The organism is Kribbella sp. NPDC055110, assembly GCF_053607525.1.
The window spans coordinates 144,970-166,343 of the sequence record NZ_JBSGTS010000015.1 but is presented as its reverse complement, the minus strand read 5'-3'; the positions used below and the strand labels follow the sequence as shown (position 1 = coordinate 166,343).

At 68.6% G+C, this 21,374-nt stretch carries 22 protein-coding genes; 17 read left to right on the top strand and 5 right to left on the bottom strand.

The window, feature by feature from the left end:
• The first annotated feature begins 40 nt into the window (after positions 1–40).
• From steA to ACWF0M_RS23770, 8 genes are all read left to right on the top strand, one after another.
• Positions 41–1,222: a putative cytokinetic ring protein SteA gene (gene steA / locus ACWF0M_RS23805; protein WP_452237889.1), complete on the top strand. Its 1,182-nt coding sequence runs from the start codon at positions 41–43 to the stop codon at positions 1,220–1,222.
• Positions 1,219–2,166, top strand: coding sequence for a copper transporter (locus ACWF0M_RS23800; RefSeq protein WP_452237888.1), 948 nt, complete (start codon positions 1,219–1,221; stop codon positions 2,164–2,166). Before steA ends, ACWF0M_RS23800 begins: the two co-directional genes overlap by 4 nt.
• A 1-nt stretch (position 2,167) precedes the next feature.
• On the top strand, positions 2,168–2,977 hold the full coding sequence (locus ACWF0M_RS23795; RefSeq protein WP_452237887.1) for a hypothetical protein: 810 nt from the start codon (positions 2,168–2,170) through the stop codon (positions 2,975–2,977).
• A complete protein-coding gene (gene murJ / locus ACWF0M_RS23790) occupies positions 2,956–4,533 on the top strand; it encodes a murein biosynthesis integral membrane protein MurJ (RefSeq protein WP_452237886.1) in 1,578 nt (525 codons plus the stop codon). The genes ACWF0M_RS23795 and murJ overlap by 22 nt, the downstream gene beginning before the upstream one ends.
• Positions 4,530–5,555 carry a glycosyltransferase family 4 protein gene (locus tag ACWF0M_RS23785; RefSeq protein WP_452237885.1) on the top strand — a complete coding sequence of 342 codons (1,026 nt, stop codon included), beginning with the start codon at positions 4,530–4,532 and terminating at the stop codon, positions 5,553–5,555. The genes murJ and ACWF0M_RS23785 overlap by 4 nt, the downstream gene beginning before the upstream one ends.
• Positions 5,556–5,576: 21 nt before the next feature.
• The gene (locus tag ACWF0M_RS23780; protein ID WP_452237884.1) at positions 5,577–7,307 is read left to right on the top strand and encodes a CTP synthase; all 1,731 of its coding nucleotides are present in this window, start codon (positions 5,577–5,579) and stop codon (positions 7,305–7,307) included.
• The gene (locus tag ACWF0M_RS23775; protein WP_452237883.1) at positions 7,304–7,954 is read left to right on the top strand and encodes an NUDIX domain-containing protein; all 651 of its coding nucleotides are present in this window, start codon (positions 7,304–7,306) and stop codon (positions 7,952–7,954) included. The genes ACWF0M_RS23780 and ACWF0M_RS23775 overlap by 4 nt, the downstream gene beginning before the upstream one ends.
• 166 nt (positions 7,955–8,120) lie before the next feature.
• On the top strand, positions 8,121–9,029 hold the full coding sequence (locus ACWF0M_RS23770) for a hypothetical protein (protein ID WP_452237882.1): 909 nt from the start codon (positions 8,121–8,123) through the stop codon (positions 9,027–9,029).
• A 50-nt stretch (positions 9,030–9,079) separates the two neighbouring features.
• Here the strand turns inward: ACWF0M_RS23770 and ACWF0M_RS23765 are convergent, their stop codons facing one another.
• Positions 9,080–9,676 (bottom strand): hypothetical protein, encoded by a 597-nt coding sequence (locus ACWF0M_RS23765; RefSeq protein WP_452237881.1) that lies wholly within the window; start codon positions 9,674–9,676, stop codon positions 9,080–9,082.
• A gap of 28 nt (positions 9,677–9,704) precedes the next feature.
• On the opposite strand from ACWF0M_RS23765, the gene ACWF0M_RS23760 reads away from it, so the two are divergent.
• Positions 9,705–10,109, top strand: a complete 405-nt coding sequence (locus ACWF0M_RS23760) for a cupin domain-containing protein (RefSeq protein ID WP_452237880.1) — start codon at positions 9,705–9,707, stop codon at positions 10,107–10,109.
• Positions 10,110–10,117: 8 nt separating this feature from the next.
• On the opposite strand, the gene ACWF0M_RS23755 is transcribed toward ACWF0M_RS23760, so the two are convergent.
• Entirely contained in the window at positions 10,118–10,813 is a 696-nt protein-coding gene (locus tag ACWF0M_RS23755; RefSeq protein ID WP_452237879.1) for a DUF4386 family protein, read from the bottom strand.
• 92 nt (positions 10,814–10,905) lie between these two features.
• Complete coding sequence (locus ACWF0M_RS23750) at positions 10,906–11,730, bottom strand: LLM class F420-dependent oxidoreductase (RefSeq protein WP_452237878.1); 825 nt, start codon at positions 11,728–11,730, stop codon at positions 10,906–10,908.
• 57 nt (positions 11,731–11,787) lie between these two features.
• Here ACWF0M_RS23750 and ACWF0M_RS23745 point away from each other — a divergent pair, with 57 nt between their 5' ends.
• From ACWF0M_RS23745 to ACWF0M_RS23710, 8 genes are all read left to right on the top strand, one after another.
• Positions 11,788–11,940, top strand: coding sequence for a hypothetical protein (locus tag ACWF0M_RS23745; RefSeq protein ID WP_452237877.1), 153 nt, complete (start codon positions 11,788–11,790; stop codon positions 11,938–11,940).
• A 222-nt stretch (positions 11,941–12,162) separates the two neighbouring features.
• On the top strand, positions 12,163–13,278 hold the full coding sequence (gene ald / locus ACWF0M_RS23740) for an alanine dehydrogenase (protein ID WP_452237876.1): 1,116 nt from the start codon (positions 12,163–12,165) through the stop codon (positions 13,276–13,278).
• Positions 13,275–14,210 carry a site-specific tyrosine recombinase XerD gene (xerD, locus tag ACWF0M_RS23735; RefSeq protein WP_452237902.1) on the top strand — a complete coding sequence of 312 codons (936 nt, stop codon included), beginning with the start codon at positions 13,275–13,277 and terminating at the stop codon, positions 14,208–14,210. Before ald ends, xerD begins: the two co-directional genes overlap by 4 nt.
• Before the next feature lie 201 nt (positions 14,211–14,411).
• Complete coding sequence (locus tag ACWF0M_RS23730; protein ID WP_452237875.1) at positions 14,412–15,482, top strand: ParA family protein; 1,071 nt, start codon at positions 14,412–14,414, stop codon at positions 15,480–15,482.
• The gene (locus ACWF0M_RS23725; protein ID WP_452237874.1) at positions 15,467–15,859 is read left to right on the top strand and encodes a hypothetical protein; all 393 of its coding nucleotides are present in this window, start codon (positions 15,467–15,469) and stop codon (positions 15,857–15,859) included. The genes ACWF0M_RS23730 and ACWF0M_RS23725 overlap by 16 nt, the downstream gene beginning before the upstream one ends.
• A 2-nt stretch (positions 15,860–15,861) precedes the next feature.
• The gene (locus ACWF0M_RS23720; protein ID WP_452237873.1) at positions 15,862–16,839 is read left to right on the top strand and encodes a segregation and condensation protein A; all 978 of its coding nucleotides are present in this window, start codon (positions 15,862–15,864) and stop codon (positions 16,837–16,839) included.
• Positions 16,836–18,443, top strand: coding sequence for an SMC-Scp complex subunit ScpB (gene scpB / locus ACWF0M_RS23715; RefSeq protein ID WP_452237872.1), 1,608 nt, complete (start codon positions 16,836–16,838; stop codon positions 18,441–18,443). Before ACWF0M_RS23720 ends, scpB begins: the two co-directional genes overlap by 4 nt.
• Positions 18,433–19,167: a pseudouridine synthase gene (locus tag ACWF0M_RS23710; RefSeq protein ID WP_452237871.1), complete on the top strand. Its 735-nt coding sequence runs from the start codon at positions 18,433–18,435 to the stop codon at positions 19,165–19,167. The genes scpB and ACWF0M_RS23710 overlap by 11 nt, the downstream gene beginning before the upstream one ends.
• Positions 19,168–19,267: 100 nt before the next feature.
• On the opposite strand, the gene ACWF0M_RS23705 is transcribed toward ACWF0M_RS23710, so the two are convergent.
• Both ACWF0M_RS23705 and ACWF0M_RS23700 read right to left on the bottom strand, forming a co-directional pair.
• Entirely contained in the window at positions 19,268–20,185 is a 918-nt protein-coding gene (locus ACWF0M_RS23705) for a hypothetical protein (protein ID WP_452237870.1), read from the bottom strand.
• A 43-nt stretch (positions 20,186–20,228) separates the two neighbouring features.
• Positions 20,229–21,332, bottom strand: a complete 1,104-nt coding sequence (locus ACWF0M_RS23700; RefSeq protein WP_452237869.1) for an alpha/beta hydrolase — start codon at positions 21,330–21,332, stop codon at positions 20,229–20,231.
• Positions 21,333–21,374 lie beyond the last annotated feature (42 nt).

The window sequence follows — 21,374 nt, the reverse complement described above, 5'->3', positions numbered from 1 at the left end:
GCCCGGGAAGGGGCTCTTGACATGGCAGGATGAGGGTGCGATGAAACTGCCCAGCCTGCGGAGAGCACGCCCCACTGAACTGCCCGGCATCACCGGCGTGGTCCGGCTGGATCGACGTACCAAGAATCTCACCAAACGGCTCCGGCCGGGTGAGATCGCGGTCATCGATCACGTGGACCTGGACCGGGTGAGCGCCGAGGCCCTGGTCGACTGCCGGGTCGCCGCGGTGGTGAACGTGGCCGACTCGATCAGCGGGCGGTACCCGAACCTCGGGCCGGAGATCCTCATCGAGGCCGGCATCCCGCTCGTCGACGGCGTCGGCCGCGAGGTCTTCTCGGTCCTGCACGAGGGCGAACAGGTCCGGCTCGACGACGGCACGCTGTACCGCGGTCACGAGGCGGTCGCGAAGGGCCTGTCCCAGGACAGCAAGTCGGTCGCGGAGCTGATGGACGACGCCCGCGCCGGGCTGTCCACCCAGCTCGAGGCGTTCACCGCGAACACGCTCGAGTACCTGCGCCGCGAGAAGGACCTGCTGCTCGACGGTGTCGGCGTACCGGCGATCCACACGCCGATGGAGGGCAAACACGTCCTGATCGTGGTCCGCGGGTACGACTACCGCGAGGACCTGGTCGCGCTGAAGTCCTACATCCGCGAGTACCGGCCGGTGCTGATCGGTGTCGACGGCGGTGCGGACGCGCTGGTCGAGAACGGGTTCGTCCCGGACCTGATCCTCGGCGACATGGACTCGGTGAAGGACGAGACCCTGAAGTGCGGCGCCGAGGTGGTCGTGCACGCGTATCGTGACGGCCGCGCGCCCGGCGCCGAGCGGCTCGAGCGGCTCGGGGTGGAATCGATCGAGTTTCCGGCCGCCGGCACCAGCGAGGACATCGCGATGCTGCTGGCCGATTCCAAGGGGGCCTCGCTGATCGTCGCGGTCGGCACCCACAACTCGCTGGTGGAGTTCCTCGACAAGGGGCGCCCCGGCATGGCGAGTACGTTCATCACCCGGTTGCGGGTCGGTGCCAAGCTGGTCGACGCCAAGGGCGTCTCCCGGCTGTACCGCAGCCGGGTCTCGACGTTCCAGGTGGTTGCCTTGATGGTGGCCGGCCTGTTCGCGCTCGGGATGGCGATGGTCGCCATCGGGGCCGACGACGTCGTCTGGTCGATCCTGCGGGCGCGCTGGGGCGACTTCGTCTACTGGATCCGGGAGCTGTTCACGTGATCGACTTTCGCTACCACATCGTCTCTATCGTGGCGATCTTCTTCGCCCTGGGTGCCGGTGTGGTGCTCGGCGCCGGACCGTTGAAGGGCACCGGCAGCGAACTCGTCGCGAGCCAGGCCGAGAAGGACCGTCAGCAGCTGGCCGACGCCCGCGCCGAACTGGTGCAGGTGAAGGCGCTCGACAAGTACCGCGACGACTACGTCGCCAAGGTCACCGCCGGGATGACCAGCGGCAAGCTCACCGGCCGGAAGCTCGCGATCGTCACGATGCCGAACGCCGACAACGACCTGGTCAACAGCGTGCAGAACGAGGTCGAGCAGGCCGGCGCCGTCGTCACCACGAAGGTCGCGCTGGACGCGAAGCTGTTCGACACCGGTCAGCGGCAGCTGGTCGAGTCGCTGGTCAACCAGCTCGTCACCGCGGACATGCAGATCCCGACGGACAGTACGACCTACCAGCGAGCCGGGCTGCTGCTGGCGCGCGGGATCGCGGCCAAGGAAGAGGGCAAGACCGGCGACGCGGACTCGACCAAGGTGATCAGCGGGATGACCGGCGCGAAGCTGCTGTCGCTGAAGCCGTCGCAGATCAAGGACCGGGCGAGCCTCGTCCTGGTGATCGCCGCGAAGCCGCCGACGCCGCTCCCGGACAACTCGACGTATAACGACAGTGTCGACTTCATCGAGGGCCTGGACACCGGTAGCGCCGGTGTCGTGGTCGCGGGCACGCCGGTGACCGCGTCCGACGGCGGAATCCTCAAGGCCTTGCGGAGTGACTCCGAGGCCACCAAGATCGTTTCTTCGGTGGACGTGGCCGACATCCCCGCCGGACAGGCGACCGTCGTCTTCTCGCTGGTCGAGCAGGCGGAGGGCAAGGTGGGGCAGTACGGCGCGATCAACGCGAAGAACGGCGTCGCGCCGTCGGCCGTTCAGACGAAGGGCAACTGATGTGGGAATTCTGAGCGCCGCCATCGCGGCGGCCGCTACTGCCGGGCTCGAGCGCGCAGCGGAGAAGCTGCCCAAGGAGACCCGGGAGCCGTTCGAGCGGACCAATCACCGCGGTGAGCCGGTGACGCTGCTCGAGGGTCCGGTGGCGGTGCTCGGTGCGCTGGCCGGCGTCGCGGCGTCCCGCGGCAGCGGCAAGGTGAAGGCTGCCGCGCTGGTGGCGGGCGCGCTGTCGGGTGCGGTCGGTGCGTACGACGATCTGCGCGGGACCACGCAGGCCAAAGGTTTCCGCGGTCACCTGAGCGCGTTGAAGCACGGCGAGGTGACGAGCGGTGCGGTGAAGATTCTTGGTGTCGGCGTGGCCGGTCTCGCGGCCGCCGCGTTGCTGCCGCGGAAGTCGCGCGGGGTGAAGGCCTTCGCCGGGGTCGTTGCCGACGGCGCCTTGATCGCCGGTACGGCGAACCTCACCAACCTCCTCGACCTGCGGCCGGGACGCGCGCTCAAGGCCGTGACCGCGCTGAACGCACCGCTCGCCGTCGTGAACGGTCCGGCCGGTGCCGTCGTCGGCGCTGCCGCGGCGTCCGCCCCGTCCGACCTCGGCGAACGCTCGATGCTGGGCGACTGCGGCGCGAACGGCCTCGGCGCCATCACTGGTACGGCGCTTGCGGCGTCGCTCCCGCGCCCGCTGAAGGCGCTCGTGCTGGCGGCTGTTGTCGGCCTCAACCTGGCCAGCGAGAAGGTCAGCTTCACCAAGGTCATCGCCGACACCCCGGTCCTCGACAAGATCGACCAGTGGGGCCGTCGACCCAGGTGAGCCGGCTCGCCCGCGCGGCCCTGATTGTTGCGGCCGTCACCGTTCTGGCGCGGGTTGTCGGCTTCGGCCGATGGTTGGTGTTCTCGAAAACTGTCGGCGCGGGCTGTTTGGCTGAGGCCTACACAACGGCCAATCAGCTGCCCAACATTCTCTTCGAAGTGGTCGCCGGTGGGGCGCTGGCGGGCGCGGTCATTCCGGTGCTGGCCGGGCCGGTCGCGCGCGGCGATCGGGCGGCGCAGGGCCGGATCATCGGGGCGTTGCTGTCCTGGTCGTTCGTGCTGCTGGCGCCGGTCGCCTTGCTGGCTTGGGTTCTGGCGGGGCAGTACACCGACGCGATGCTCGCTCCCGGCGCCGACTGCGCGAGCTCCACGGCGACCGCGACCCGGATGCTGGCGATCTTCGTGCCGCAGGTCTTCGGGTACGCCGTGGCAGTGGTCGCGACCGCTGTTCTCCAGTCTCACAAGCGTTTCGCGGCCGGTGCGTGGGCGCCGCTGATCTCGAGCCTCGTGGTCGTCGGGACCTACTTCCTGTTCGCCGGTACGGCGCCTGACGCGGACTCGGCCTCGCAAGGAGCCACCGACCTACTGGCCTGGGGCACTACGGCCGGCGTCCTCGCGCTGGCCCTCACAGTGCTCGTCCCGATGCTCCTGCTCCGCCTGCCGATCAGACCGACGCTCCGACTGGATCCGGGAGTCGGTCCGGTACTGCGGAAGCTCGCACTCGCCGGCCTAGCAGTACTGGTCGCGCAACAGCTCACCTTCGTCGTCACGACGTACCTGGCCAACCACCGTGGCGCAGCAGGGAGCATTGCTGTCTACACGTGGGCCAACGCGGTGTACCTCCTGCCGTACGCAGTGCTGGCCGTGCCGATCACCACAGCCGTCTTCCCACGTCTGGCAGCAGCCTTCGAGGCAGGGGAGGGCTTCGACCGCTACGCCGCCGCGTCCACTCGCGCAGTGATGCTCGCTGGTGGCGCTGGTGCCGCATTGCTGGTCGGTACGGCGGTACCGGTCGCCAGGATCTTCGCGTACGACGACGGCGCGGTGCAGGAGGCCAAGGCGACCTCACTGGCCAACGGACTCGTCGCATTCGCCCCAGCTGCCATCGGGTTCGCCGTACTGATGCATGTCGGCCGAGTGCTCTACGCCCGGCACTCCGGACGTGAGGTGGCTGTGGTGACGTCCGCGGCGTGGATCCTCGTTGCAGTAGCCGGTGTGGTGCTCACGGCCCGCTGGGACGCCGTACCGGCGCTGGCGGCCGCGATGTCGGTCGGCATGGTCGTAGGCGCCGTCGTACTGCTCCTGGTCCTGCGCCGTGAGGCTGGACCAGCTGTACTGGCAGGAGTACCACGCGCTCATCTCACTGCACTGGCAGGTGCTGTGCTGGCCGGTGCAGCCGGCTGGGCGGTCGCACTGCCCGCAGCGGAGGGTGGAGTGGGCAAGGCCGTGGCGTTCGCCCTCCTCTCCGGGCTGGCCGCCGTCGTCGTGTACGCCGTGGTCGTGCTTGCATTGGATCGCGCGGACGCTCGCGCACTGGTACGACGGGAGAAACCATGAGGATCGGGCTGCTGCTCGCGGAGTCGCGGGGCGGCATCGGGCAGCACGTTGCCTCGCTGGTGCCACGGTTCGTGAGTGCGGGGCACGAGGTCGTGGTGTGCGCTCCACCGGGGACGGCCGAGCACTTCGACTTCGCCCCGGCGACCGTTGTCTCCCAGGCGGCCGGGCTGCGTGACTGCGACGTCATCCACGCGCACGGCTACCGCGCCGGCATGACTGCGCTGCGGGACAGGTCCCGGCTGCGCCCGCTAGTCGTCACCTGGCACAACGCGGTCATCGCGCCAGGTCCACGGGGCCTCGTGATGCGGATGGGGCAGCGGCTGGTTGCCAGAGGCGCCGACCTGACGCTGGGTGCGTCCACCGACCTCGTGGAGCTGGCCAAGAGCCTTGGCGCCCGCAACGCGCAGCTGGCACCTGTGGCCGCTCCGGCGCTGCCACGGATCCGTAAGTCGCGTGCCGGCGTACGGCGGGAGCTGGGGATCGGCGACCAGCCCATGGTGCTCACTGTGGGTCGTCTGGCGCCGCAGAAGGACTACCCGACCTTGCTGTCCGTTGCTGCTCGCGTACACGAGTCGACTCCGCACGCGGTGTTCGTGGTCGTCGGCGACGGGCCGCTGCGGGACAACCTGCAGGCGCGGATCGACGCGGAGCAGCTCCCGGTCCGGTTGCTCGGTCACCGCAACGACGTGGCCGATCTGCTGGGTGCGTCCGATGTGTTTCTGCTCACATCGCACTGGGAGGCGCGCGCGCTCGTCCTGCAGGAGGCGATGCAGGTCGGCGTACCGGTCGTGGCCACCGCGGTCGGCGGCGTACCCGAGTTGGTCGGGGACAGCGCCGTACTGGCGTTTCCCGCTGACGCGGACGGGTTGGCGGACGGAGTACGGGCCGTTCTGGCAGAGCCCGACACCGCGAACGCTATGCGGACACGGGGCCGGGAGTTGGCCTCCAGATGGATGGACGAGGACGCGGTGGCGAAGAATCTGCTCGACATCTACGCGGGTCTCGTCGCGACCGGTGGTTGACAAGCGGTAGGCTGGAGACCCGTGGACAGGGCTTCCAATTCGCAGCAGACCAAGCACGTATTCGTCACCGGTGGCGTGGCATCCAGTCTCGGCAAGGGACTGACGGCGTCCAGCCTCGGCAGTCTGCTGACGGCTCGGGGCATCCGCGTCACGATGCAGAAGCTGGATCCGTATCTCAACGTGGATCCCGGCACCATGAACCCGTTCCAGCACGGCGAGGTGTTCGTCACCAACGACGGCGCCGAGACCGACCTGGACATCGGGCACTACGAGCGTTTCCTCGACCGGGACCTCTCCCAGGTCGCGAACGTCACCACCGGCCAGATCTACTCGAGCGTGATCGCCAAGGAGCGCCGCGGCGAGTACCTCGGCGACACCGTCCAGGTGATCCCGCACATCACCAACGAGATCAAGGAACGGATGCTCGCGATGGCGGGCCCGGATGTGGACGTCGTACTGCACGAGATCGGCGGCACCGTCGGCGACATCGAGTCGCTGCCGTTCCTCGAGGCGGCCCGGCAGGTCCGGCACGACGTCGGCCGCGACAACGTGTTCTTCCTGCACATCTCGCTGGTGCCGTACATGGCGCCGAGCGGTGAGCTGAAGACCAAGCCGACCCAGCACTCGGTCGCCGCGCTGCGCTCGATCGGTATCCAGCCCGACGCGATCGTGTGCCGCGCCGACCGGCCGATCCCGGACAGCGTGAAGCGCAAGATCTCGCTGATGTGCGACGTCGACGTCGAGGCCGTGGTGGCCGCGGTCGACGCGCCGTCGATCTACGACATCCCGAAGGTCGTGCATGCCGAGGGTCTGGACGCGTACGTCGTACGCCGCTTGAACCTGCAGTTCCGCGACGTCGACTGGACCCGCTGGGACGAGCTGCTGCGGGTCGTGCACCACCCGAAGGACGAGGTCACGGTCGCGCTCGTCGGCAAGTACATCGACCTCCCGGACGCGTACCTGTCGGTCGCCGAGGCGCTGCGCGCAGGCGGGTTCGACAACGACGCCCGCGTGAACCTGCGCTGGATCGCCTCCGACGAATGCGCCACGCCCGAAGCCGCGGCCCGGCTGCTCGGTGACGTCGACGCGATCTGCATCCCGGGCGGATTCGGGGTGCGCGGGATCGAGGGCAAGATCGGCGCGATCCGGTACGCCCGCGAGCAGGGCGTCCCGATCCTCGGGCTGTGCCTCGGCCTGCAGTGCATGGTGATCGAGGTGGCGCGTGACCTGGCCGGTCTGGTGGACGCGAACTCCAGCGAGTTCGACCCGGACGCGGAGCAGCCGGTGATCGCGACGATGGAGGAGCAGAAGCACATCGTCGACGGCTCCGGCGACCTGGGCGGCACGATGCGGCTCGGGCTGTACCCGGCGAACCTGGCCGACGGCTCGATCGTCCGCTCGCTGTACGGCGCCCCGTCGGTGCAGGAACGGCACCGGCACCGCTACGAGGTCAACAACGCATACCGGGACAAGCTCGAGACGGCCGGCCTGGTGTTCAGCGGCCTGTCGCCGGACAACGAGCTGGTCGAGTTCATCGAGCTGGACCGCTCCGTGCACCCGTACTTCGTGGCCACGCAGGCGCACCCGGAGCTGCGGTCGCGGCCGACCAAGCCGCACCCGCTGTTCTCCGGCCTGGTCGCGGCCGCCATCGAGCGGCAGCGTGAGTCCCGCCTCCCGGTCGAGGACCCGAAGCCCGCCGCCAAGAAGGTTGGCGCCGAGAAGGTCAAGGCTGAGACGGTCAAGGCTCGATGACCGACTACCCGGAGCTCCGGTTCGGCGCGGGGCTGGCGGATCAGCCCGAGCGCTGGCCGGTCTCCGCCTCCGAGACCGTGCACGAGACCGGCCGCGTGATCTCGGTACGCCGGGACACCATCGAACCGCCCAGCGGTGACGCGTTCGTCCGAGATGTCGTCGTACACCCCGGAGCCGTCGGTGTGGTCGCCCTCGACGAGAACAACCGGATGCTGCTCGTACGCCAGTACCGGCACCCGGTCGGCTACAAGCTGCTCGAGGCGCCGGCCGGGCTGCTCGACGTCCAGGGGGAGCAGTACCGCCTGGGCGCCGAGCGCGAACTGTGGGAGGAGACCGCCACCAAGGCCGCCGACTGGCGGATCCTGGTCGACGCGTTCACCTCACCCGGCCTGACGAATGAGGCGGTCCGGATCTTCCTGGCCCGCGACCTGTCACCGGCGCCAGAGTCGTTCGAGCGGGTGCACGAGGAGGCCGACATGGAAACCCTCTGGGCCCCCCTCATCGACGTAGTAGGTGCCGCCCTCGCCGGCCACCTCCAGAACCCCATCCTCATCATGGGCGCCCTGGCCGCCTGGACCGCCCTCAACGGCCCCGGATTCGAAACCCTCCGCCCAGCCGACGCCCCCTGGCCGGCGAAGGACAACTGACGCCGCTCCCAGAATCTGATACGACCGTGTTGGGGAGGATCCTGTCCCGGATCGGGTAGAAAACCCTCCCCAACCCCGCCACAACCTGCGAGGACCGCTGGCCCGTTGGGACATCGTTACTTGCTCCACGTGGTGAGTGGCCTGTGTGCTCGCTAGCGTCAGTGCGATGTGGCAGCCATCGCCTGGTGCGAAGAGAATGCTCGACAAGCTCGTGGTGAACGTCATCGACGGGGGCGAGCTCCCGGTCCACCACAACATGGCCGGCGTGTCGTTCGACGCATCGACCGGCCCTGTGGGGCAGGTGCAGGCCGACGGTTCGATGGCGTTCGACGACACGGTCGGCCGTGCCTTCGAGACGGCTGCGGAACGGGGTCGCTCGATGACCATGGAAGAGGTGGACGAGCTCCGGCATGCGATTCGGGCGGTCACCTTCACGGCGCTGGACAAGCGCATCGAGGACCGTCAGACCGAGCCGGGCAAACCTGTCGAGATGAGGCTCGATGCCGGCACCGAGGCGGATCAGTTCCTGAACGACGGGCTGCGGCACGCGGACTGGGCCATCAACGGCGACCGGATCTGCTACCGGCTCAGCCCCGAGCTGGGCTCGCGTCTTCGGGACGTCATGCCACGCGAGCTCGGGCAGCCGGTCGCCGAGGACGCGGCTGTGTCTCTTGCCGATCAGTACGCGCGGGCGTGCGGCGAGTGGACCGACAACGCGGTCCGCGACCTGCTCAAGGCGCCGCGAGAGCAGGTCTTCGAGACGGTCGTCGACGCGAAACTGGCAGCCGTCTTGCGGGACGACTTCGAGCCGGTCCGTGACGCACTGGCAGAACTGCGCGGGCGACTGGCGAACGACGTCCGTACGGAGTTCCAGCAACTCTCCGGGGAGCCGCACCTCAGAATGTCCGATGTCCAGGAACGCGTGGCCGCGGCCTGCGAGCGCGTCGACGACGCGGCGCGGATCGTGAAGGAAACCGTGAACTCCATGCCGGCGCAGCAGACCGGGCGGCCGGTGGAGGCCGGCGCACGCAGGGCCGACAGCACCCCGCACAGATGGACCAGCTTCGGCCGCTGAACCCCGCGTCACGCTTCCGAAGAACCGCGACCTACGGCTGTTCGCCATCGCTACTGGATGACAACCTCGCCGCCGTCCTCGGCCAGGGTGGCGGCGACCAGGCGGGTGTTTGCGGTGAACTCGGCGGTGGGGATCTTCGGGAGCATGTCGTCCCAGGCGGCGATCATCGCGCCGCGCAGTTGCATCATGCCGAGCGGACGGGCGAGGAACCACAGATGGAAGTGCTCGCTGCCGTCGCCCCACCGATTGAAGTGCGTCCGGCCGACGCTGTCGATGCTCTGGATCGCTTTCGCCACGCGCTGGATCACGGAGCCGAGAGTGGCGGTCAGCTCTGGTGGCAGGTTGTCGAGACGGTAATGGTCGCGCGGCTCGAGGATCGCCACGAGCGGCAGACCGGTCGGCTCGAACGCCTTCAGCGACCACTGCTCGTCGCGCCAGATCGCGGACCCGTCCGGGTCCGCACACTTCGGGCACGGCTGACCGCCGTCCTCGCCGCGTCGTGCCGGTTCGGGCAGCACCGGATCGGCCAGCGGCACCACCTGCAGGTCACCCTCGAACGGGAAGAAGGGGGAGCCGAGCAACGGTTCGGCTGACATGCGTTCGCCGTACGGCAGACGGCGGTGGTACTCGGAGGGCAGCTCGGTCATGGACCGCACTCTGCCCGAGAATCGGGGCATGGAGAAGCCGGAGTTGGCCGCACTACTGGATCTCGAACCGCACCCGGAGGGCGGCTGGTACCGGGAGACGTGGCGCTCGCCCGTCGAGTTCGAGCCCGAGGGGTACGACGGAACTCGGGCCAGCGCGACCGCGATCTACTTCCTGCTCGCGCCGGGGGAGGAGTCGCGATCGCACCGCGTGCGGTCGACGGAGCTGTGGCTGTGGCACTCGGGCGGGCCGTTGACGCTGGAGTACGACGATCAGACGGTCACCCTCGGAGCGGACGTGCGAGCCGGACAGCACCCGCAGGTGGTGATACCTGCGGGCGCATGGCAAGCAGCCCGACCCGCCGGCGACGAGCCGGTCCTGGTGTCCTGCATCGTGTCACCGGGCTTCGACTTCGCCGACTTCACGATGCGCTAGACCCTCCTCTACATCTGCGGAACGATGCCTTCGCCTGCTGTGACCTCTGGGAGGTGTTCGCGGACCATGTAGCCGCCGGCGCAGGCGATCCACACGGCCGAGAGCAGCAACGGGATGCCGGTCATCAGGAAGCCGCCGGCAACGAACGCGCCGTTGGAGGCGAAGATGCCGAACGAACCGGCGAACGACACCACTGCGGCCAGCAAGGCCAGATAGCCGAGCCAGTTCGGCATCAGGTGCGTCCGCATCACGCCCAGGCCGGCCGCGGCCAACGGCAGCGCCGCGGCGAAGCCGATCATCGTGGTCATCACCGCGCTGAGCTCGTACATCGCCATGGTCAGCCCGGCGTCCCGGCCGTTGATGGCGAAGGCGGTCGCACCGGTGATGGCCGCGTTCACGAAGATCGCTCCACCTACCAGCACCGACCCGGCAAGCAGCGCCAGGTGCACATCACTGCGCTCGTCGCGCTCGCGGATCGCCTCGGCGAACGCGGACGCGAACCAGATCACCAACCCGCCCGCTGCGGCCCACATCAGCGCGCTGGTCAGGATCAAGCCGCGGTTGTCGGCGATCCAGGACGAGATCGTCCCGTTGGACTCGTCCACTGTGGGAGGGTTGCCCGGGAGGAACCTGCCCAGCACCGCCAGGACGACGAAGGCCAGCCCGGCGATGCCTCCCCAACGCAACTCGTGTCGCTCAGTCATGAGAACACCTCCAACATGCACCACCCCGATGTGGTGCATCTACTGCTGATAGTCCCCCGTTCTGGCCGGGAATCAAGAGGCTGTTTCAGCACCTACTGGAGAACGGTTGCCAGCGCCTCGTAACCCGGTAGCAGGTCGATCCCCTCGTGGCCCAGTTGCTGGATCGCGACGTGGTCGGCGCCCGCGTCCAGGTGGGCCTTCAGGCCCGCTGCGACCTCGACCGCGGAGCCGTGCAGGACCATCGCGTCGACGAGCCGGTCGCTGCCGCCGTCCGCGAAGTCGTCGTCGGTGAAACCGAGGCGCTTGAAGTTCGTCGTGTAGTTGCTCAGCTGCAGGTACGGCGCCAACCGGTCGCGGGCCGTCGCGCGCGCGATCTCGGGATCGGTTTCGAGAACGACCATCTGCTCCGGAGCGAGCAGCACTCCGCCGCCGAGGGTGCGCCGCGCTTCCCGGGTGTGTTCCGGAGTGGTCAGGTAGGGGAGCGCTCCGGCCGTCCGCGCGCCGGACAGTTGCAGCACCTTCGGCCCGAGCGCGGCCAGTGCGCGCCGATCGGCCGGCACCTTCGCGTCGTCCAGTTCGTCGAGGTACCCGACGATCGTCTGGTACGGCGACTTGTACTCGCCGGTGGCCTCCCGGTGCCCGATCCCGACGCCGAGCAGGAACCGCCCGGGATGCTCGTCCTCCAACCGGTGGTACGACGCCGCGACGTCGGCCGCCGGGGACTTCCACATGTTGACGATGCTGGTGCCGACGGCAACCGAACTCGTTGCGGCCAGCAACACCTCGGCGTCGCGCAGATCGCCCTCGGGTGAGCTGCCCAGCCACAGGGCGCCGTACCCCGCCTGCTCCAGTCCCGCCGCGAGCTCCGGGCCGTAGTGCTGGCCGCCGTGCCAGATTCCGTAGCGTCCCAGTTCCATCGCCACTGCCTACTCCTGTCGTCGGACGTCCCTCAACGTGCAACCCGGGGCGGGCGGGTGCCATTCCACAGCATCCCTGACGGCTACGAATGCCCGTCAATGATCGTTGCCACGTCAGCCGTACGTCGGACGCGGAAGGTAGTCGAGAACTTCCCGTCCGCATTCGCCGTACGCCGCCGTACGCCGGGCGATCCGGCGCCGTCCAAGTAGTTGAGAGGTGCATGAATGGACGGGATATTTTGCCGGAATGCTTCCATTGGATTAATGCCGGAGTACTCGCAGTGTGTCGCGTGACGATCAGACCATCCGATCGGCTGGTATGAACCCCGCGGGCTTACACTCGGCAGCGACCTAGCGGCATACCCCTCAACCGCCGGGCCGCGGACACAACGACGTGGGCCGCACACCTGGAGCGTGAAAGAAGGGCGAGTTGTGAAGGTCGGAGTACCGAAAGAAGTCAAGAACCACGAGTATCGGGTGGCGATCACGCCGTCCGGTGTGCACGAGTTCGTGCGCAGCGGGCACGAGGTTCTGATCGAGCAGGGGGCGGGCGCCGGTTCGCTGATCCCGGACGACGAGTTCGTCGCAGCCGGGGCGCGCATCGTGCCAGAGGCGGACGACGTCTGGGCCGACGCGGAGCTGGTGCTCAAGGTGAAGGAGCCGGTGGCGGAGGAGTACCACCGGATGCGCAAGGACCAGGTGCTGTTCACGTACCTGCACCTCGCCGCCAGCCAGGAGACCACCGACGCGCTGCTGCGATCCGGCATCACCGGAATCGCCTACGAGACAGTCCAGCTGCCGGACGGCACTCTGCCGTTGCTGGCGCCGATGAGCGAGGTCGCCGGCCGGCTGGCGCCGCAGTCCGGTGCGTACCACCTGATGGCGCAGGGCGGCGGCCGTGGCGTGCTGCTCGGCGGCGTGTCCGGCGTACACCCGGCCCGTGTGGTCATCCTCGGCGCCGGTGTCTCCGGCATGAACGCGGCCGCGATCGCACTCGGTATGCAGGCACAGGTGCAGCTGTTCGACCGCAACATCGCACGGCTGCGGCAGGCCGACCAGATCTACCAGGGCCACCTGCTGACGATCGCGTCGAACGCCTTCGAGATCGAGAAGGCAGTGCTCGAGGCCGACCTGGTCATCGGTGCGGTGCTGGTGGTCGGTGCGAAGGCGCCGAAGCTGGTCACCAACGACATGGTCAGCCGGATGAAGCCGGGCAGCGTGCTGGTCGACATCGCGATCGACCAGGGCGGCTGCTTCGAGGACTCACGTCCGACCACGCATGCGGACCCGGTCTACAAGGTGCACAACTCGCTGTTCTACTGCGTCGCCAACATGCCCGGTGCAGTGCCGAACACGTCGACGTACGCGCTCACCAATGTGACGCTGCCGTACGCGATCGAGCTGGCGAACCTCGGGTGGCGGGAGGCGCTGAAGCAGGACCACAGCCTGGCGCTCGGCCTGAACACGTTCGACGGGCACGTCACGTACGGTCCGGTCGCCGACGCGCATGACCTGTCGCAGCTGAAGCTCGACGAGGTGCTGGTCTGAGCGACATCGCACGGGCGGTCAGCGCGTACCTCGACCACCTCACGGTCGAGCGCGGCCTGGCCGCCAACACGTTGGCGTCGTACCGGCGGGACCTGCGCCGGTACGGCGGCTACCTCGCGGCCTCGGAGATCGACAGCCTCGCCCGGATCACGGAGGCTGTGGTCAGCGGCTTCTTGATGCGGCTGCGTGAAGGCGACGCCGACCACCCGCCGCTGACCGCGTCCAGTGCGGGCCGGACCGTGGTGGCGGTCCGGGGCTTCCACAAGTTCTGTGTGCGCGAGGGACTGAGCGCAGTGGACCCTGCGGCGGCAGTGAAACCACCTGTGCCGCCGCAGCGACTGCCGAAGGCTCTGTCGGTCGACGAGGTGACCAGGATCCTCTCAGCCGCCGCAGGAGCCGAGGCGGAGCCTGCTGTGCTGGCAACGCGGGATGCGGCGTTGCTGGAGTTTCTGTACGGCACGGGGGCGCGTATCTCGGAGGCGGTCGGGCTGGACGTCGACGACATCGACCTGGACGCCGGTGCGGTGCTGCTGCGCGGTAAGGGCAGCAAGGAGCGGGTCGTGCCTGTCGGCACGTACGCCCGCGACGCGCTGTCGGCGTACCTGGTCCGTGGGCGCCCTGAGCTGGTGTCACGCGGTCGCGGCACCCCTGCGCTCTTCCTGAACGCCCGCGGCGGCCGCCTGTCCCGGCAGAGCGCTTGGACGGTACTGCGTCGCGCTGCCCAGCGGGCCGGGATCTCGAAGGAGATCTCCCCCCACACGCTGCGGCACTCGTACGCGACACATCTGCTCGACGGCGGCGCCGACGTACGCGTGGTCCAGGAGTTGCTGGGACACGCATCCGTCACTACGACGCAGGTCTACACGCTGGTGACGGTCGACAAGCTCCGCGAGGTCTACGCCACCTCGCACCCGCGGGCGCTGTCCTCCTGAGCGCTACCCCCGGTGAGCCGGATGCATGGACGGTGTGCGATCATCTCGTCACGGCCGGTGATCCGGGGAGGGTGATCGGCCGAGTTCGGAGCTTTGTCGACAAACAGCCCCACCCCGGTGCGGAGTGGCTGGTTGAGAGTGCTTGAATGCACGCTTACAGTCGCTGGGATCGCCCGTATCGGTTGAAAGGTTTGACGAGTCATGAACGAGTCGACATTCCCGGGCACCGAACACGTGATGGGCCACCTTCCGGTACCGGAGCCGGCCCAGCCGATCAGCATGCCACCGACGACTCCACCCAGCAGCCCGCCGCGGCCGGCGCCCACGGCGCCGCGGGGCCTGCCCGACAACTATGCGGAGATGCCGAAGCCGACGGCCAAGCTCACCGCGGAGGACCTTGCACCCGTGAACGACCCGAACGGTCCGCGTCACAAGATCGGGCCGACCGGCCGGCCGCTGCCGGACCTGCCGGTGCCGCTGCCACCGACCAAGACCGGTCCGGCGCAGGTGATCGCGATGTGCAACCAGAAGGGTGGCGTCGGCAAGACCACCACCACGATCAACCTCGGCGCGGCGATCGCCGAGACCGGTCGCAAGGTGCTGCTGATCGACTTCGACCCGCAGGGGTCCGCCTCGATCGGCCTCGGCGTACAGCCGCACGACCTCGAGCTGTCGGTGTACAACCTGCTGATGCAGCGCGACATCACCCCGGACGAGGTGATCCAGGCGACTCGCGTGGAGAACCTCGACCTGCTGCCGGCCAACATCGACCTGTCCGCGGCCGAGGTCCAGCTGGTCCAGGAGGTCGCCCGCGAGTACACGCTGCAGCGGGTGCTGGACCCGATCATCCCGCTGTACGACGTGATCCTGATCGACTGCGCCCCGTCGCTCGGTCTGCTCACCGTGAACGCGCTGACCGCGTCGAACGGCATCGTCGTACCGCTCGAGTGCGAGTTCTTCGCGCTCCGCGGCCTGGCGATGCTCACCGACACGATCGCGAAAGTACAGGACCGGCTGAACCCGAAGCTGGAGATCGTCGGGATCCTCGGCACCATGTTCGACGGGCGCACGACGCACGCCCGGGAGGTCCTCGACCGGGTGGTCCAGGCCTTCGACGAACGCGTCTTCCACACCGTCATCCGGCGTACCGTCAAGTTCCCCGAGACCACGGTCGTCGGCGAACCGATCACGACGTACGCGCCCTCGTCCCAAGCGGCTACGCAGTACCGCGACCTTGCCAAGGAGGTGCTGGCGCGTTGTCCCGCCGGGTGAGCCTGCCAGGTGCCAGTGAACTCTTCGGGGGTGCGGCACCGAAGCAGACCAGACCCGAGAAGCGCACCACCACCGACGGACCGTCCACTTCTGTGCGGTCCCGGACCGCGGTCGTCGACGACCGGAAGTCGAGTGGTCGGATCCGCCACGACACGAAGATCACCGTGTACGTGACGGAGGAAGAGCTGCTCGGCCTGGAACAGACCAGACTCGCGCTCCGCGCGGAGCACAGCCTGACGGCCGACCGGGGCCGGATCGTCCGCGAGGCGATCGACGTCCTGCTCGCCGACTTCGTCGACCACGGTCCGGACTCGGTCCTGGTCCGCCGGCTGCGCGCGTCCGACGACCGGGCCGCGGAGCTCAAGGGTACGGAGTGACGGTGTCCTCGGACTCGTTACCTCTGGATCTCGGACCCGACGAAGCCCCGGCTGTTGCCGAGGGCAAGGGGTTCAGCGTTCACCTGGTGAACTTCGAGGGTCCGTTCGACCTGCTCCTGCAGCTGATCTCGAAGCACAAGCTGGACATCACCGAGATCGCGCTGTCGGTGATCACCGACGACTTCATCGCGCACATCAAGGCGCTGGGGTCGGAGTGGGACCTCGACCAGACCTCGGAGTTCCTGCTGATCGCGGCGACGCTCTTGGATTTGAAGGCGGCGCGGTTGCTGCCGAAGGGTGAGGTCGAGGACGACGAGGACCTCGCCCTGCTCGAGGCGCGGGACCTGTTGTTCGCTCGGTTGTTGCAGTACCGGGCGTTCAAGCAGATCGCGGCCCTGGTGCAGGAGCGGATGGCGGTCGAGTCGCGCCGGTTCCCGCGGGCTGTGGGGGTGGAGCCGCGGTTCGCGGAGCTCCTGCCCGAGGTGTTGCTGGGGCTCGATCCGGCGGGGTTGGCGGCGCTGGCTGCGAAGGCAATGGCGCCCAAGGACGACGTACAGCCTGGGGTTTCGCTCGCACACCTGCACGCGCCGGCTGTCACTGTGCGGGAGCAGGCGGAGGTGATCATCGACAGGCTGCGGCGGCAGCGGAGTACCACGTTCCGGTCGCTGGTGGCTGATTCGCCTGACACCGTCACCACAGTTTGCCGGTTCCTGGCGTTGCTGGAGCTGTTCCGCGAGGCGGCTGTCACGTTCGACCAGGTCACGCCGCTCGGTGAGCTCACGATTCGGTGGACCGGCACCGATGAAGGCGAGATCGCCGTCAGCGACGAGTTCGACGAGGAACCGAAACCCGCCGACGAGACGGGTGAGGCCCCGGTCGTCGAAGACGAGACGCACTTCCTCGAACCCGGCGAGATCCTTACCGATGAATCCGACATCCACCAACCCGCCCCAGACGAATCCGAGACGGCAAACCAGTGACCAACCCCACCCACCCCTCCACCCCGGAAGCCCCCAAGTCCCCCGAGGACCTGCCGTCCACCACCCCCGACGCCACCGCCGTCGAGGAGGTTGGGGAGGTTTTTGCCCCCGATTCGGCAAGTAGCTCTCCCCAACCCGACCCGACCGACGCGACCGACGCGACCGACGCGACCGACGCGACCGACGCGACGGACGCGACGGAGGAGTCGGCCAAGGCAACCGACGACACGCGCGCCAACGGAGCGGGCGCTGACGGAGCGGGCGAGCTGTCCGCAGACGCGGGCGCTGGCGAGGCGGGTGCGGCCGACGTGGTGGGGGAGTCGCCCGCGGCGACCGACGAGGCGCGTGCTGACGAGGCGGAGGAGCTGTCTGACGGAGCGGGCGCTGGCGAGGCGGGCGAGCTGTCCGCCGACGCGGGTGCTGACGACGCGGGGGAGTTGGCTGCTGGGGCGGGTGGTGACGGGGCGGGCGTGGAGGATGAGGAGCATTTGCCTCCGGGGCAGACTTCGGTGCCCGTGGGGGACGAGGTTGTTGTTGACGACGAGACGATGCGGCGGGCGCTCGAGGCGATTCTGATGGTGACGGACGAGCCGTTGCCGGTGCTGACGATGGCGCGTGCAGTCGGTCGGCCGACGGGTGATGTGGGTGCGGCGCTGGAGGAGCTGGCGGCGGAGTACACCGAGCAAGGGCGTGGGTTCGACCTGCGTGAGATCGGCGGCGGCTGGCGGTACTACACCCGCGTCGAGGCCGCGCCGTACGTCGAACGCTTCGTCCTAGACGGTCAGCAGGCGCGCCTCACGCAGGCCGCGCTCGAGACGCTCGCCGTGGTCGCGTACAAGCAACCGGTCAGCCGGGCGCGGGTCTCCGCGATCCGTGGGGTGAACGTCGACGGCGTGATGCGTACGCTCGTCGCCCGCGGTCTGGTCGAGGAGGCCGGCTCGGACACGGAGTCGCAGGCGACCCTGTACCGCACGACGACGTACTTCCTCGAACGCATGGGAATGCAGTCCCTCGACGACCTCCCCGAACTCGCCCCGTACCTCCCCGACATGGACGACATCGAAGAAGAACTAGCCGCCCAAACCCTCCCACCCGCGCCGACCACCGACGAGCAACCGTCACCAGCCGCGGAGGCCGGCGAGGCCGAGAGTCCGAGCGACACCGCAACACCCACACCCGACACCACCTCCACCGAGGCGGACGAGGCGTCCGCTGGGGTGTACGCCGAGGACACGCAGGCCGGTGAGGCTGAGGAGTCAGGCGACGCAGCAGCACCCGCGCCCGACATCACCTCCGCGGAGGCAGACGAGGCGTCCGCTGGGGTGTACGCCGAGGATGCGGCGGCCGGTGAGGCTGAGGTGTCGCACGACGCCGCAGCACCCGCGCCCGACATCACGTCCGCGGAGGCAGACGAGAGGTCCGCTGGGGTGTACGCCGAGGACGTGCGGTTCGGTGAGGCTGAGGAGTCGGACGACGCCGCAGCACCTGCGACGAACGACACCTTCGCGGAGGACGTGGACGTGGAGGGCGTGGAAGTGGTGGGCGTGGACGCGGTGGATGTACATGTGGATGCTGATGGTGTGGGGGTGCGGGATGGGGGATGAGGGTGGGGTTCGGTTGCAGAAGGTTTTGGCTCGGGCGGGGGTGGCTTCTCGGCGGAGTTCGGAGATTCTGATCGAGGAGGGGCGGGTCGAGGTCGACGGGCGGGTGGTGACGGAGTTCGGGGTCCGGGTGGATCCTGAGACGGCGGTCATCCGGGTCGACGGCGCGCGGATTCCGCCGGTGAGTGCGAACGTGTACCTGGTCCTGAACAAGCCCCGCGGCGTCGTGACCACGATGTCCGACCCGCAAGGGCGCCCGTGCATCGCGGACTTCGTCGAGGACCGGCCCGAGCGGCTGTTCCACATCGGCCGGCTCGACACGGACACCGAGGGGCTGTTGCTGCTCACGAACCACGGCGAGTTCGCGCATCGCCTGGCGCATCCGTCGTACGAGGTCTCCAAGACGTACGTCGCCGAGGTCGAGGGCAACGTCAAACCGGTTGTACTGCATGCGCTCCTGGACGGTATCGAGCTCGACGACGGCCCGGCCCGCGCGGACACGGTGAAGATCGTCTCCACGGTGCCCGGCCGCACCCTCGTGGAGATGTCGCTCCACGAGGGCCGCAACCGGATCGTCCGCCGGATGTTCGACGCGGTCGGTCACCCGGTGAAGCGGTTGACTCGTACCGCGATCGGCCCGGTCCGCCGCGGCAACCTCCACACCGGTCAGCTCCGCGAACTCGACCCACCCGAACTAGGCCAGCTCCTGGACCTCGTAGACCTCTGACCACACGAGGGGATATCCACCCGTGTGGTGGCTTATCCCCTCGCATACCAGGGGAGAAGCCACAACGCGGAGGGATATCCCCTCGTGTGAGGAGTGGCCACTACTCGCCGTACAGGAGCCAGTCGGCTTCGGAGCTGCCGGGGTAGGAGCGGAAGTACGTCTTGTCCTCGGGGGCGGCGAGTTGGTCGCCCACCGTGCCCAGGCCCTTGATGACGGTGGCGGTCCCGTTGGCGTGGCTGACGGCGTACAGGTAGCCGCGCCGCGTGTCCGTGTCGATGGCCAGCAGCAGTGTGCTCTGCGAACCGCACTTCTCTGCGATGAGCGTCTCGAAACCCTGCCACGTCGACGCACGCACCTTCTTCACCACGGGCTTGCCGGTGAGCGGGATGCGGATTGTGTACAGCGCCCCGCCGCGGGTGTTGGCGAGGAACGTGTCGTAGCTGCGGGTCTGACTGATCAGTGTCATCGTCTTGACCGCCGAGAACCCGGTGTACGTCGCTTTGGCGCGCCAGGCGGACCCCTCCACGGTCCAGCGCGTCACGACGTCGCCCTGCAACGCGTAGGTGTTGGTACGCGTCTTGGTCCCGTAGTACGTCGACTGCTCCAGATACGTCTGGTGGATCCAGCCGCCGCCCACCTTCGACTTCTGGACCGAGTCAGGGTCGAGCTGACCGTCGATGGTGGCGTAGCTGAACCGGTACAGGTCCGTCCCCATCACCACGTACCCCCGGTCCAGCATGGCCACCGGCGGATCCGGCTCCCAACCGACAGAGGTCGCGAGCCGCACCCGGTCCACCGGGAACAGCGCCTTCGGCCCGACCGTCGGCTTTGACGCCGTCACTGGTGTGGTCGCGGTGATCCGCTGGAACTTGTGATCGCCCTGCACGGTCACTGTGCCCAGTGTCATCGCACGGGCGGCACTCGCCTGTCCGGCCGCGGCCTGAACCGGTACAGGCACGAGCGCTGCTGCCGTCATCGCCGCGCCCAGCGCGCCCGCGGCGATCCGCCACCTGGTCATACAGCCCCCTTCGGAGGAGTCGTGTCATCCACCTCGATGCCGACTATCCCGAAAAGGTTAGGGACCGGTCGAAGAACTCTCGAACCAGTCGTCGTACGGCGGGTACGCCGCAGCGCGACGCACCGACCAGCTTGGCCCGCGCGGTAGCCGTCATCAGGTCGGCGGACTGCAGTTGCGGCGCGAACGCGGCGTAGTCCGTCCAGATCCAGTGGTTCGCGTCGGGCAACTGCACCTGCCGTACCGGACCGCCGTGTGAGAGCACGGCCGACCACGTGCGGTCGAAACGCTCGTCGCGGAACCCGTCCGTCCCACCGAGCAGCAGCGGCTTGCGGGTGCCGTGCTGGGCGATCGGATAGAGCTCACCGTCCAGCGTGTCCAGGTAGCCCTCCAGATTGGCGGCCGCGCGGACCTGTGGGTGCTCCAGCGACACAGCCGCGGTGGCACCACCAGCTGAGTGTCCGTAGACACCGACACGACGCAGGTCGATCGACTCGTGCAGATCCGACAGGTGGTCGAACACGAACCGCAGGTCGGCGAAACGCGTGTCCATCATCAGGCGCGACCGCACTGGGTCCGTCTGCACGTCCGGTCCGATCTCGATGACCCGTAGCCGTCCGTCCGGGAACACCACCTCACTCGCCTCGCCCGGGTGGTCAAGCGTGAGTACGACGTACCCGTGACTGGCCAGCTCCTCCGCTGCGGAGGTGCCGATGGTGCGGGGGTCTGCACCACCTGGGCTGTAGAGCAGCGTGGGTCGCGGCCCGGGCAGGGCCGGTGCATCGACGTACGAATGGGTCAGCGTGGCGGCCCAGTTCACTCCACTGGTCGGCAGCTCCGGATGGAGGACACCGGCGTCAAGTCCCTTGAAGACGTCTGCTGCGGCCGGTGCGAGCTGTGGCGCGCGTTGGTACCCACGTACGACGGCGGCAGGGTAGAAGATCGTCAGCGCGATCTCACGGGTGGGTGCGCCGTTCCACGGGTCGGAGCGGTCCCGGTCGACCAGTGCGCGGGTCGTCGTACCGACTGGCAGGCGGCCGGTGGGAGCGGGCAGGCGGAGTGTCAGCTCGGTCGCCGCGGACGCTGAGAGCGGTAGGGCAGCCGTCAGAGCGGAGGCGGCGGTGGCGGTGAGGAAGGTTCGTCGTCTCATGTCGACGACGTTGGCACGCTGCAACCTGCAGGTCAGCTGAGT